General features: G+C 49.7%; 2 protein-coding genes. Both read left to right on the forward strand.

Features of this window, described 5'->3' with window-relative positions; genetic code table 11:
- Positions 1-12 precede the first annotated feature (12 nt).
- Entirely contained in the window at positions 13-11,034 is an 11,022-nt protein-coding gene (locus tag GO493_RS24355) for a non-ribosomal peptide synthetase (RefSeq protein ID WP_157308845.1), read from the forward strand.
- The gene (locus tag GO493_RS24360; RefSeq protein WP_157308846.1) at positions 11,035-15,552 is read left to right on the forward strand and encodes a type I polyketide synthase; all 4,518 of its coding nucleotides are present in this window, start codon (positions 11,035-11,037) and stop codon (positions 15,550-15,552) included. It abuts the gene before it with no gap.
- Positions 15,553-15,580 lie beyond the last annotated feature (28 nt).

Below are 15,580 nucleotides of genomic sequence, written 5' to 3' on the forward strand. Positions count from 1 at the left end.
CAACTTTTTAAGATGAAAGATATATTGGAATTCATCATTGATCTGAGGGGCAGGGGGGTATTTATCCAGGAATTTAATGAACAGCTGAAAATAACCGGTAATGTATCTTCCTTATCTGAAGAGGATAAGAATACGATCAGGGAACTTAAACCGGCATTGCTGAATTTCCTGAAAGATAACGGGAAGGGACGTAAACAACATTTCAGCAGGATAGAGCCCGTTGCTGCTGCTAAAGATTATAGCTTATCTTCTTCACAGCGCAGGTTGTGGATACTGAGCCAGTATGACCAGGGGAATGCAGCCTATAATATATCCGGGGCATATGTTTTTGAAGGCAGTCTGGATACAGATGTATTCAGACAGTCTTTCGATGTGCTGATCGCCCGTCATGAAATTCTTCGCACTGTGTTCAGGGAAGATGAGGAAGGGCGTGTTCGCCAGCTCATTCTTTCCCCGGAGCAGACAGGGTTTGATATCAGCTTCGAAGATCTGCGGTTGCAGGATGAACAGGTAAGACAACAACTGGTGGCAGAGATAGCCGGTCAGCTTTTTGACCTGGCTGCCGGTCCGCTGGTACGTGCAGGCCTATACCAGGTTGCGGACAATAAATGGGTCTTTGCATATGCCATGCATCACATTATCAGCGATGCATGGTCTATGGATGTGCTCATCAGGGAATTGTTGCAGGTATATAATGCCCGTGCAAAAGGTGAACCTGAGTCATTGCAGCCGCTGCGTATCCAGTACAAGGATTATGCTGCCTGGCAACAGGAGCAACTGAGCGGAGATGCTTTGCGTCAACACCAGGAGTATTGGTTAAAACAGTTTGACGGGGAGCTGCCGGTACTGGAGCTGATCCCCGACAGGCCACGCCCTGCGGTGAAGACCTATAACGGAGCTTCAGTAAGAAGGAAAATCGATATCCAGCTTACCCGCAGCCTGAAAGCGCTGACACAGGAACTGGGCAGCACGCTGTTTATGGGATTGCTGGCAGCAGTAAAAGCATTGATATACCGTTATACAGGCCAGGAGGATGTTGTTATTGGCAGCCCTATTGCCGGCAGGGACCATGTAGACCTGGAAGGACAGATAGGCTTCTATATTAACACGCTGGCCTTAAGAACACGTTTTAAAGGAGAAAGCAGCTACAGGGAATTACTGGAGCAGGTAAAACAGACTACCCTGAATGCTTATGAATACCAGCTGTATCCCTTTGACGAAATAGTGGAGAAACTGGGCCTGCGCCGGGATACAAGCCGTTCTCCCCTGTTTGATGTGATGGTGATATTACAGAATGCAGGTAGTGAGCATACAAAAGCGCAGCAGCTTGACAAACTTGCGATAACAGGCTATGAGGGACTGAAACAGATGGTGAGCCAGTTTGATATCACCTTCGAGTTTGGTGAGGCAGAAGATGGCCTGCAATTGAATATAGTTTACAATAGTGACCTGTACGATGTAGCTACAATTGAGCGTATGGGCAACCACCTGGAGGAGCTGTTGCGTGCAGCTACTGCCAATGCAGGCTGCCCCGTACAGGAACTGGATTTTATAAATGCAGCAGAGAAAGAGCAGCTGTTGCTGACCTTTAATGATACTGCGCATGATTACCCTTCTGATAAGACACTGGTTGCCTTATTTGAAGAGCAGGTATCACGTACGCCTGAGCAGGTAGCGCTGGTGTTCAACGGTACTTCCTTCACTTACCGTGAACTGAATGAACGGGCCAACCAGCTGGGCGCTTATCTGCGTGAGCAGTACAATATATGCCCTGACGATCTTGTAGGTGTGCAGTTACAGCGTAGCGAGCAGATGATCATCGCCCTGCTGGGCGTACTGAAATCAGGTGGCGCGTATGTGCCTGTTGATCCCGGTTACCCGCAGGAGCGTATCGATTATATCCTGGAAGACAGTGGTTGTAAGGTAATGCTGGATGCAGCCGCTATGGAGCGTTTTGCCGCAACTGCAGATAACTACAGCCGTGAGGACCTGCCTTTGGTGAATCAACCTACAGACCTGGTATATGTAATCTATACCTCTGGTTCTACCGGTCGTCCAAAAGGCTGTATGCTGGAACACCGTGGTGTGATCAACCGTATAGAATGGATGTGGTCTCACTATGGCTTCCATTCAGATGATATTATCCTGCAGAAAACCACGTTCACTTTTGACGTGTCAGTCTGGGAACTATGGATGCCATTATGCTGGGGCACCCGTATGGTGCTTTGTGAACAGGATGATATTGGTTCACCGGACCGTATCGTAGCACTGATCAACCGTGAAGGCATTACCTGTCTGCACTTTGTACCGAGCATGCTGCAGGCATTCCTGTCCTCCATGGAAGACCGTTCAGATCTGGCAGAGCAGCTGCAAAGCCTTCGCCGTGTATTTACCAGCGGTGAGGCATTATCAACAGAGACAGTAAATCGCTGGTATGAGAGGGTGGACGTACCTGTTCATAACCTTTACGGCCCTACGGAAGCATCTGTAGATGTAACCTACTATGCCACCCAGCGTGGAGATCGTCGTATTCCTATTGGTCGTCCTATCTGGAACACGTCTATGTATGTACTGGGCAGCAGAGATCAGCTGGCGCCGGTGGGTGTTGTAGGAGAGCTTTGCATAGGAGGCACTGGTCTGGCGCGGGGTTACCTGAACAAACCGGAATTAACTGCAGAGAAGTTTGTAGCAGATCCATTCAGGGCAGGAGAGAGAATATACCGTACCGGCGATCTTGGTCGCTGGCTGGCAGATGGTAATATAGAATACCTGGGGCGCAAAGATGACCAGGTGAAGATCCGTGGTTACCGTATAGAGCTGGGAGAGATATCTGTGGCGCTGGAAAGCCATGATATGATCCGCGCTGCGGTAACGGTGGTAAGGACCAATCCTGCGGGCGACAAAGAGCTGATGGCATATTTTACCGGCGATCCCGGCGTAGAGGTGAGCGAGCTGCGCTCCTGGTTGGGTCGTTGTCTTCCGTCCTATATGCTTCCGCATCATTACATACGTCTGCATGCCATTCCGCTGACATCAAACGGTAAGGTGGACCGTAAACAACTGCCGGTTCCCGAAGAGCTTGCGCTCGCTGCCAGCACATCCTATGTGGCGCCGCGGAATGAAAAGGAACGTTGCCTGGTGGCAATGTATGAGGAAGTCCTCAAAAAACAGCCCATTGGTATAAAAGATGATTTCTTTGCATTGGGCGGAGATTCCATTAAATCCATACAGGTAGTATCCCGTTTAAGACAGAGAGGCTATGCCCTTACTATCGGGGATATTCTTCAATACCCGGTTGTGGAAGATCTTGTTGGTCATATGAGTGTGATCAGCAGAACTATTTCCCAGGCAACCGTAGAAGGTATAATTCCTTTGAGTCCTATTCAGAAACACTTCTTTGAAACGAGGACTACAGACAGGCATCACTACAATCAATCAGTATTGCTGTACAGCCGTACCCCGGTTTCAGAAGATGGTTTGCGTGCTGCCCTTGACAAGATCATGGCGCATCATGATGCGCTGAGGATGGTGTTCCGGGAAACCCCGGAGGGACTGGTGCAGGAGAACAAGGGACTGGAAGCAGGATGCACGCTGGAAGTGATAAATGCTACGGATAAGGAAAGCTTTAATGCACATTGTGACAGGATACAGTCCGGGATTGACCTTGCAACAGGTCCGTTGTTCAAGGCTGTATTGTTCCATGGTGCTGATGGCGACCGTATCCTGCTGGTAGCTCATCACCTGGTAATAGACGGTGTATCCTGGCGTATTATCTTTGAAGACCTTTCCAGCCTTTATCAGCAGTATATTTCCGGAACTCCTTTAACGCTGCCTGCAAAGACGGATTCTTTTGCTTACTGGCAGGAACAGCAGCTGGCTTATGCCGGTAGTGATGCTTTACAACAGGAAGAGCCTTACTGGAATTCCATTGCCTCTACCCCGGTACAATCGTTGCCTCTGGATAACCCGGATGGCAGCAATTTACTGAAGGATGTGGGAGCTGCTTCTTTCATGCTGGATGAAGCCACAACAGAAAAACTGCTGACCGGTTGTTACAAGGCTTATCGTACAGATGTGAACGATATCCTGCTGACAGCAATGGGGCTGGCACTGGAAGAGACATTTGGCCTGAAACAGGCTGTGATCAGCCTGGAAGGACATGGCCGTGAAGATATAGGTTCAGATACTGATGTGACCCGTACCGTTGGCTGGTTCGCTTCCCTGTACCCTGTTGTATTGAATATGCAATACAAGGATGATATGATCCGGCAGCTGATAGCTGTAAAAGAAAACCTGCACCGTTTGCCCAACAAGGGTATCGGCTATGGTATACTGCATTACCTGGCAGGTCGTGATTACAAAATCGCGCCGGAGATCATATTCAACTACCTGGGCGATTTTGGTTCCGGCGTAAAAACGGATGAAGGAGATGCGTTGTTCGCATTTTCCAGTGAGTTCCGTGGAAAGGAATACTCCGGCAACATCCGCCGCCACTGCATATTGAATATTTCCGGGATGATAGCGGATGGCCGTTTCCGTTTGCGGACAGAATACAGCACCGGGCAATATACCGCTTCTACGATCAATCAGCTGCTGACTGTTTACCAGCGTCACCTGGAGCAGTTGGTAGAGCGCCTGTCCCGTGAAGAAGAAGTTCACCTGACACCGGTGGACCTTACCTACAGATCACTGAACGTGGAGCAGGTGCTGGAGCTGGATACCAGGTACAGGATAGAAGATGTTTATCCTTTAAGCCCACTGCAGGAAGGGCTTTATTACCACTGGTCAGCCTCTCCTGACTCCCCCGTCTATTTTGAGGAGATGAGCTATCAGCTGAAAGGGAGCCTGGACCTGGCCCTGCTGGAAGAAAGCTACAACCGGCTTGTTGCCCGTCACGCAATATTAAGAACGTTCTTTACCCCGGATTACGGAGAAGAACTGCTGCAGGTAGTAAGACGCGAAGTACCGTCCACTTTCCGGGTGCTGGATATAACAGGGGATGATTCATTTTCAATTGAAGCTTACAAACAGCAGAACCGTTCAGCGGGCTTTGACCTTCACAAAGGGCCTATGATCCGTTTAGCGATACTGCATAATGCAGATACATATGAGTTCATCTGGAGCCATCATCACATATTAATGGATGGCTGGTGCAGGAGTATCCTGGTCAAGGAATTCTTCCAGATCTATCACGCTTTGCAGGCCGGCAGAACGCCGGAGCTGAACAAAGTGTATGCTTATTCAGATTACATAAAATGGCTGAATGGCATAGACAAGGCTAAAACGCTGGATTACTGGACAAAATACCTGCAGGGGTATGATACAGTGAGCAGTCTGCCACAGGAGAATAGCCCGGTGGCTGCCGGTTACAGGGCAGGCCAGAATATCTTTATACTGGATGGTGATATACGCCGCTCTATCCGGACTTTATGTGCGGAGATGGGCATTACAGAAAATACGTTTATCCAGGCGGTATGGGGCATATTGCTGAGCAAGTATAATAATACGGACGATGTGGTATTCGGAACGGTGGTATCAGCCCGTCCTCCTGAGCTGGAAGGCGTGGAAGAAATGATCGGCCTTTTCAGTAATGCGATACCGGTGCGTATCCCTGTAGAGGAAAATGTTCCGGTCAGGGAGTTGCTGAAAGATGTGCAGCAACGCTCTATAGAAGGTATTGATCATCATTATATGCAGCTGGCGGAGATCCAGTCACTGACAGCGCCTGGCAGGAACCTGTTTGATCATATACTGCTGTTTGAGAATTACCCTGTCCAGGAAATGGTAAAACAGAGCGTAGAGAGTACAGAAGAGAACAATAGTTTCTCGTTGCTGTCTACCAGCGGATTTGAGCGCTCCAGCTATGATTTTATGTTCACAGTAATGCCTGCTGAACGTTTCCTGGTTAAGTTCAGCTATAATGCCAACCTTTACAGCGAGGCTCAGGTAACTGCTTTATACGGACATCTTGTGCGTATTATAGAGAACATCCTGAAGGATCAGTCCGTGACAGTAGGGGAAACAGATTGCCTGACCCCGCAGGAAAGACATCAGCTGCTTACCAGCTTCAATGCCTCTGCCGTTGAATATCCTCAGCATAATACATTATTGGGCCTGTTTGAAGACCAGGTAAAGAAAACACCGGATAACACCGCGGTGTTTTTTGAGGGCGCGAGTCTTACCTACCGTAAGCTGGATGAAAAGGCAAACCAGTTAGCCAACTACCTGTTACAGGAATACCAGTTGCAGAAAGATGAGCTGGTAGCCATCATGCTGGACAGGTCAGAGAAAATGTTAATTGCCATACTGGGAACATTAAAAGCGGGAGCTGCTTATGTGCCGATCGATCCCGGTTATCCTGAAACAAGAAAGGAATTCATCCTGAAGGATACAGGCGCCAAAGCGCTGATCACACAGACAGATTACGTATTTGACCTGGATTATTACGAAGGCGCTGTGTTTGCGATAGACATTCAGCTGGACAGCATCGAAGCGCCGGCAGTGACTACCGGCGTGGTCGTACAACCCGGGGACCTGGCTTATGTGATCTATACATCCGGTTCTACCGGTAATCCTAAAGGCGTGATGATTGAACATCGTGCCATTGTAAATACTATTTATGCTCAGCAAACATTATTCAATGTACAGCAACATGAGAGAGGGTTACAGTTTGCCTCCCTGTCGTTCGACGCGTCTGTATGGGAAATATTCCTGATGCTGTCTTCCGGTGGCGCACTGTATATCGTCAGTGAAGAGGCTAAGAAAACGCCGCAGCTGCTGGAGCAATATATAGCAGAAAATGAGATCGATATTGCCACGCTTCCCCCTGCTTATGTAAAAGTACTGAGCATGGAAGGGATCAGCCGTATCAGGCAGTTGATCACTGCCGGAGAGGCGGCTATCGCAGATCAGGCAGTTGCCTTTACAAAGTATGGTACCTATTATAACGCGTACGGGCCTACTGAGTCCAGCATCTGCGCTACCATATTCCGGCTGAACGGAAAAGAAATGGATGCTGAGAAGGGCATTCCCGTTGGAATACCTATCCCCAATACGCAGATCTATATCGTCAATAATCATGGTAACCTATTACCTGCAGGAGTGGCAGGAGAGATCTGTATTGCAGGCGCCGGGCTTGCACGCGGATACCTGAATAACCGGGAATTAACGGCATTGAAGTTTGTACCCAATCCTTTCCGGGAAGACGAGCGGATGTACCGTACAGGCGATCTTGGAAAATGGCTGCCCGATGGTAATATAGCGTTCATTGGTCGCAAGGATAACCAGGTTAAAATACGTGGTTACAGGATAGAGCCCGGTGAGATTGAGAGCGCTCTTCAGGCCTTCAACGGCATTAGTGCAGTAGCTGTTGTGCCTTATACCAATGCAGCAGGAGAAAAGGAACTGGTTGCTTACCTGTCAGGCAATGATACGCTCAGTGCAGCAGATATCAGGGCTTACCTGGAGCAACAGCTGCCTTCCTATATGATCCCTGCTCATTATGTATTGCTGGAAGCGCTGCCCTTGAACACCAGCGGTAAAATAGACCGTAAGAACCTGCCTGCACCGGAAGGTCTGGGCATGTTGTCAGGTGTAGCATACGTACCGCCGGTAACGGAAACAGAACAACGGCTGGTTGCTATCTGGCAGGAAGTACTGGGTAAGGAGAGAATAGGTATAAAGGATGATTTCTTTGACCTGGGAGGGCATAGTCTGAAGGCTACCCGCCTGGCCAGCCAGATACATAAGGAGTTTGATGTAAAGATCACTTTAAAAGACCTGTTTGCATCCACTATACTGGAAGAACAGGCGGCATTCATAGAAAAAGAACGGAAGACCTCTTTCACAGAAATACCCGCCGCACCTGTACAGCCACATTATCCGCTGTCAGCATCCCAGCGCAGGTTATGGATATTGAGCCAGTTTGAAGAAGCCAGTGTGGCGTATAATATGTCCGGTGCGTATATGTTTGAAGGCGAGCTGCACCTGGAATCGCTGGAGCATGCCTTTAACATGTTACTGATACGTCATGAAGGCTTACGTACAATTTTCAGGGAGGATAGTATTGCCGGTGTAAGGCAATTCATCCTGTTGCCCGAAGAAACTGACGCCCGGCTGGTGTACCAGGACCTGAGAGGAGAGCAGGAGCAGGATAAAAAGCTGAGGCAGCTGATATTCCAGGTAACGGGTCGTCCCTTTAACCTGGCTGCCGGGCCGCTTTTACGTGCAGGAGTGTATCGTGTGGCGGATGACAAATGGATCTTCGCCTATGGTATGCACCATATCATCAGTGATGGCTGGTCATTGAATGTGCTGATCAATGAGCTGCTGGCGCTTTACCATGCGCATACTGCCGGAGCGCTTGATCCTTTAGCCCCGCTGCGTATCCAGTACAAAGACTACGCTGTATGGCAGCAGGAGCAGCTTTCAGGCGCATCACTGGAAGAGCACCGCCAATACTGGCTGCAACAGTTTGCAGGCGAGCTGCCTGTACTGGAGCTGTTCCCCGATAACCCCCGTCCTGCGGTTAAGACCTATAACGGAGGCGTCGTGCATAAAGCGCTGAGCAAAGAGCTGACCGGCGGCCTCAGGGCGCTGGTACAGGAGGAAGGCGCTACTCTTTTCATGGGACTGCTTGCAGCAGTGAAGGCATTGCTGTACCGCTATACCGGCCAGGAAGATATCATTGTAGGTAGTCCTGTTGCCGGCAGGGAACATATTGACCTGGAAGACCAGATCGGGTTTTATGTCAACACACTGGCATTAAGAACGCGTTTCCAGGGTACGGACAGTTACCGGGAGCTGCTGTCGCAGATCCGGGATGTTACGTTGGGCGCCTATGAGCACCAGGTATATCCTTTTGACGACCTGGTGGATGAACTGGGGCTTCAACGTAATATGAGCCGCAGCGCGCTGTTTGACGTAATGGTAATATTGCAGAATAATACCCGTCGTACAGTGGCTGGTCAGCGCTCAGACAGCCTGCGGATCAGTACTTATAAAGAGAACGAACTGCCTGTAAGTAAATTTGACCTGGCCTTTGACTTTGTAGAGTCAGGAGAAGAGATACAGGCCCGCATCAGCTATAACAGCGATATCTATTCAAGAAATACAATTGCCAGGCTGGCCGGGCACCTGGAAGGACTGATCAGGAGCCTGGTGAAACAGCCTGCTGCGCCTATCCACCAGCTGGATTACCTCAGCGAAGTGGAAAGACAGCAGTTGCTGGTAACATTCAACAGAACGGGCGCCAGTTACCCGGGAAATAAAACCTTGACTGACCTGTTTGAAGACCAGGTGGAAAGAACTCCCCATCTGCCGGCAGTTGTATATGACGGTATAACGCTCACCTACAGCGAGCTGAATGAAAAAGCCAATCAGCTGGCAGCGTACCTGAGAGACCATTATAGGGTAATGCCTGACAACCTGGTGGCCATAAAGCTGGATCGCAGCGAATGGCTCATCATTGCCATACTGGGAGTATTAAAGTCCGGTGCCGCTTACCTGCCTGTCGATCCTGCCTATCCGCAGGAGCGTATTGACTACATATTGCAGGACAGTAACTGTTGTTTACTGATCGATGAAGGAGAGCTGGCGAAGTTCAGGAGAGAGGAGGAACAGTACAGTACAGCTAATTTATCTCCTGCCGGCACAACTGGCAACCTGGCTTATGTGATCTATACATCCGGATCTACCGGTCGTCCAAAAGGTGTCATGATAGAACATGGCACTATCGTCAATACCATTCTCTCACAACGTGAAATTTTTGATATCCGCAAAGGAGAAAGAGGGCTTCAGTTTGCTTCTGCATCGTTCGACGCTTCCGTTTCCGAGATATTTATCATCATCACGGCGGGCGGAACGTTGTACATCATAAGTGATGAAGCTAAAAAAGCCCCGCTGCTGCTGGAAAAGTGCATTATTGAAAATGAGATTGATATTGCAACCATTCCACCTGCATATCTTAAACTGCTGAAAACAGAGAGGATACGGGGGCTCAGGAAGCTCATTACTGCCGGAGAACAGGCCGTATATGAGCAGGTAGCTGATTTCACTGAAAATGGCATCTGTTTCAACGCCTACGGGCCAACCGAATCCAGCATATGTGCCACCATATTCCGTATTGATAAAGGAGAGGCGCCGGATGCGCACAATATTCCCATTGGAACGCCTATTGCCAATACCAGCATTTACATTTTAGACAGTCATTCCAACCTGGTACCGATAGGTGCTGTGGGAGAACTGTGTATTGGTGGTGCCGGACTGGCCCGTGCATACCTGAACAAGCCGGAACTGACGGCAGAAAAATTTGTGCCTGATCCTTTCCGTGCAGGTGCGCGCATTTACAAAACGGGCGACCTGGCAAGATGGCTTCCTGACGGAAATATAGAATTCGTTGGCAGGAAAGATGAGCAGGTGAAGATCAGGGGTTTCAGGATCGAGACCGGGGAGATCGGGAATGTGCTGCAGCAGCATCCTGAAGTAGAAGCCGCTGTTGTAACCGTAAGGGTTAATGCAGACGGGGAGAAGGAACTGATTGCCTACCTGGTGGGCAGGCAATCACTGAATGCTTTGGATATGCGCTCACATCTGAGCCGCACACTTCCGGTATACATGCTGCCCGACCATTATCTGCAGCTGGAGGAACTGCCATTGAATGCCAGTGGTAAAGTAGATAAGAAACGGCTACCTTCTCCTGAAGGACTGGAGCTTTCTACCGGTGTTGAGTATGTGGCGCCCAGGAATGAAATAGAAGAGAAGCTGGTGCAGATCTGGCAGGAGCTGCTGGGCAGGGAGAAGATAGGCATTATTGACAATTTCTTTGAAGTGGGAGGTACTTCCATGAAGATCGTGAAGCTGTCAAAGCTGGCAAGTGTTGCACTGGACCGGGAGATAAGCGTAGCCCTGCTGTTCCAGTATGCCAATATCAGGGACCTGGCAGATTACCTGACCCAGAAGCCTGTCAGCTATGTTGAGGTGGATTTTGACCGCGACGAAGTAATCGGAGATCTTGACAAATTTAAATTTAACTAAATGACAACCGCGAAAGAATACAATGGTCTTGAGATTGCGATCATAGGCATATCGGGACAATTTCCTGCAAGCGCAAATCACAGGGAGTATTGGCAGAACCTGGCAGACGGCCGGGAACTGGTCAGACAATACACGGATGATGAGCTGAGAAGGACCGGCATGAAGGAAGAGGTACTGAGCAATGAACGGTATATCAAATCTTTTGGGGTACTTGAGAATAAAGATTGCTTTGATCCTTCGTTTTTCGGATATACAGCGGAAGAGGCCGCGCTGATGGACCCCCAGATAAGGGTATTTCATGAGCAGTGCTGGAATGCGCTGGAAGATGCCGGTTATACCTCACAGATAGATAAAAGGAAGATCGGTTTGTTTGCCGGGGCCTCAGGTAATGATACATGGAAGATATATGCTCACAGCAAGGCCGGAACGTCTGCTGTAGACCCTTTCTTCCTGAACATGATCACTGCCCAGAGCTTTATCAGCACGCTTGTGTCCTATAAGCTGAACCTGAGAGGCCCTTCATTCTATGTAGATACCGCCTGTTCAACCTCCCTGGCAGCAGTACACCTGGCCTGCAGGAGTCTCCTTACCAGGGAGTGCACCATCGCATTGGCAGGTGGCGTATGTGTAACCTCCAGGAAGGGCAAAGGATATTTTTATAAGGAAGGTATGATCTTTTCTGCCGATGGCCATTGCCGTACGTTTGATGCTGCGTCCAGCGGCACAATAGCTGGAGAAGGCGCCGGTGTGGTAGTGCTGAAGCGTTTAAGCGAAGCGATCAAAGACAGGGACCATATTTACGCTGTTATCCGGTCTACCTCTTCCAATAACGATGGGAACCATAAAGTAGGTTATACCGCGCCGGGCGTAAAAGGGCAGACGGAATGTATCATTGCCGCACATAAGCTGGCAGGTATTGATCCCCGTACTATCAGCTACGTTGAAGCGCATGGCACGGCTACGAAACTGGGTGACCAGATAGAGATAAGAGCGCTTAATGAGGCATTTGGTACAGGCGGTGGTAATAAGTTCTGCGCCATTGGCTCTGTAAAAACGAACCTGGGCCACCTGGATACGGCGGCCGGAGTGGCAGGCCTGATCAAAACGGCCCTCAGCCTGAAGCATAAAAAGATACCCGCCAGTCTTCACTTTACAGCGCCTAACCCGGAGATAGATTTTGACGGAGGGCCTTTTTATGTGAACGATCGTCTGCAGGAATGGAAACGGAATGATGCTGCTCCGCTCCGCGCCGGTATCAGCTCTTTCGGAATAGGCGGTACCAATGTACATGCCGTGCTGGAAGAAGCGCCGGCGCCGCAGGCCACAGATCCGGAACGCACCTATAAACTGCTGACCGTATCAGCGAAAACAGAAGGATCGCTGGGCCGTTACCTGGATAGCCTGCAGGACTTCCTGCTGAAGGAGCCGGGAACCAACCTGGGAGATCTGTCCTATACCTTACAGGCCGGGCGGAAACATTTCACGTGGCGGCAATCACTGGTATACCGCGACCGTGAAGACCTGTTAAGCCAGCTGGAGGACAGCCGTAACAAAGGCCTGTTTGTACGCAGCCAGGAACGTAACGGAGGGCTGGTATTTCTGTTCCCCGGCCAGGGCTCCCAGTACCGCGAAATGGGCAGGGACCTGTATGCCGGAGAGCCGGTGTTCCGCCAGGAAATGGACCGCGGTTTTTCGATCATAGAGAAGCTGACGGGAGAAGATTTCCGAGAAGTATTGTTCCCCTCATCACCGGAAGATACCCGTATCAATGATACACGTTATACCCAGGCGCTGATCTTCCTGGTTTCTTATTCGTTGTCCCGCGTATTGCAGGGCATGGGAATCAAACCCCGTTATATGCTTGGTCACAGCATAGGAGAATATGTAGCCGCCTGTATGAGCGGCGTGTTCAGCTTTGAAGATGGTTTACGGCTGGTGCTGAAAAGGGGAGCGCTGATGGGCAGTGTTGAAAAAGGCACCATGGTGAGCGTGGGCATGAGTGCCGGGCAGGCCTCATTGTACCTGGAGACAGGTATTTCACTGGCAGCAGTGAATGGTCCCGAGCAGGTAGTTTTTTCCGGCGAGCCATCACAGATGGCCTCATTGATGGATAAACTCTCTGCCGCAGATATACCCCATGTGAAGCTTCATACCTCCCATGCCTTTCATTCATCGATGCAGGACCCCATCCTGGAAGCGTTCCGTTCAGAGCTGGAACAGGTAACGTTCAATAAGCCTGAGCTTCCGTTCGTGTCTAACCTGACAGGAGGCCTGATCAGTGCGGAGCAGGCCTGCAGTGCTGATTACTGGGTACGTCACCTGCGTGAGACAGTGCAGTTCAGCCAGGGAGTGACTACGTTGCTTCAGCAGGGCAAAGGCCTGGTATTCCTTGAAGTGGGAGCCGGGGCTTCATTGTCCAAACTGGTTAAACAGCATTTACCCGGCGTAACGGATGTACCGGTAGTGAACCTTGTGCGTGGAGTGAAGGAGGGTGCCGATGATGTACGTTACCTGAACAATGGTCTTGGCCAGCTGTGGAGCGCGGGAGTAAGTTTAGACTGGGATGCTTTTTACGGAGAGGAGCGTCGTAACCGCATTTCGTTGCCTGGCTACAGTTTTGAACCGGTGAAGTTCCCTACAGAGGTAGATCCTTTTGAAAGTGGATTCCTGGCAGGCCTGACCCCGGCAAAAACTATTAACCGGGAACTGAAGGACTGGGTATATTATCCTTCCTGGAAACGTGCGGTGCTTCCATCGCCAGATGCGGCTACCGGCAGAAAGGTATACCTGCTGTTCTCTTTCAGCAGTGAGTTTTCCGGCAGCATAAAGGCCAGGCTGCTGGCACAGGGAAATGAAGTAGTGGAGGTATATGCCGGCAGTACTTTTGAAAAGCTTTCAGATACACAATACACCATTGATCCAGCTGATACCGGCAACTTTAACCGTTTGCTGAATGAAACGGAGAGTGATGGTATTGTCATCACAGATATTATTTATGCCTGGGCAGCAGCTGCAGACCCTTCGAAGCTGGAGCTGCAGGAAGGTAACAGGGATCTGGACCTGGTTTATTTCAATATCGTGAGGCTTGTACAGTCACTGTTACAACAGAACACTCTCAAAGGAAAGCATCTGTATATCCTAACTAACTCCCTGCATAAGGTGCTGGGAAATGAAGAAATAGCTTATGTGCAATCCCTCGCATTGGGACTGGTAAATGCACTGCCGCAGGAATACTCAGCTTCCTGTTCTAATATCGATATAGATCTGAAAGAGGATATGGAGCAGGTAACAAATCTTCTTGTCGGAGAGCTGAAGAATAGTGAGAGTAAAGACCGTATTGTGGCGATTCGTCATGGACAGCGCTGGATACAGGATTTCCAGAAACATGCCAGCCCTATACCTGAAACAAAAAGCAGCATCCGGAGCGGAGGCGTTTACCTGGTAACCGGTGGACTTGGCAATGTAGGTTTTGTACTGGCCAGACACCTGGCAGAGCAGCACAATGCAAAGCTGATCATCACCGGCAGAAAGGTGATCAGGGAAGAAGAGAGCTTCCTTCCCGGCAATGACAACGAAGCGTTTAACAGGCTTAATTACCTGAAAGGAGTAAGCCCGGGTGTGAGATATTATAGTGTGGATGTAGCGGATGAAGAAAATTTCAGTCGCGCTGTAAAGGACGGGGAAATAGCCCTGGGCCGGATAGACGGCGTCATTCACACCGCGGGGATCATCGATGACCGCTACTTTGAGCTGATCGAAGATATGACCGCTGAGAAGGTACTGACACTGTTCGGGCCTAAGGTACAGGGTATCCGCAATATCTATCACCTGTTCAGGCACCGCAGCCCGGATTTTGTATGGATCACTTCCAGCCTTGCAACCGTATTAGGTGGTCTTGGTTTTGGCGCTTATTCCGCAGCCAACCTGTTCATGGACCACTTCGTGTATGCCATATCAGGAGAATTGCCGGGCTGGAAATGTATTGATCTGGCGGGGATGGTGTTCACCAACGAAGCAAAGGAAAAGGAAGCCCATGCGCTGAACCCGTCGGAAATAGCGAGATTGTTTGAATGGAGCCTGACAGTGAAAGGCGTTCCTGTTATCCTGGAGAACAAGGCTGATCTGGCAGCAAGGATAGAGGAAGTGTATAATAAGAAGAAAGCATCCTACCTGGATGACGATACAGCAACAGCGCCAGCTGTAGTGAACAAGCTGCATCGTCCGGAACTGTCCACGATTTATGAAGAAGCCGAAACTGAAACAGAGATGAAGCTGAAAGTACTTTTTGAGCAATTCTTCGGCATTGAAAGCATAGGAGTGGAAGATAACTTCTTTGAGCTTGGCGGTGATTCGTTAAAAGGAATGATGCTGCTGAAGCGGATCAAAAAGGAATTCGACATCAGCCTGACGCTGAAAGATTTCTTCCATTGTCCCACTATCAGAGGCGCGGCGGCGAAGATCGATGAGATCGTCTGGTTTAATACCGATGTGGAAATGGAGAATGCGATCACCATTTAGTATACCATCTAACGGCTTTTTTAAAAAG

The organism is Chitinophaga tropicalis, assembly GCF_009758205.1.
GTDB classification, from domain to species: domain Bacteria; phylum Bacteroidota; class Bacteroidia; order Chitinophagales; family Chitinophagaceae; genus Chitinophaga; species Chitinophaga tropicalis.

What these genes read in the sequence shown, in the direction of transcription:
- GO493_RS24355 (WP_157308845.1), top strand. Translation starts at nt 13, where the DNA reads ATGAAAGATATATTGGAATTCATCATTGATCTGAGGGGCAGGGGGGTA.
- GO493_RS24360 (WP_157308846.1), top strand. Translation starts at nt 11,035, where the DNA reads ATGACAACCGCGAAAGAATACAATGGTCTTGAGATTGCGATCATAGGC.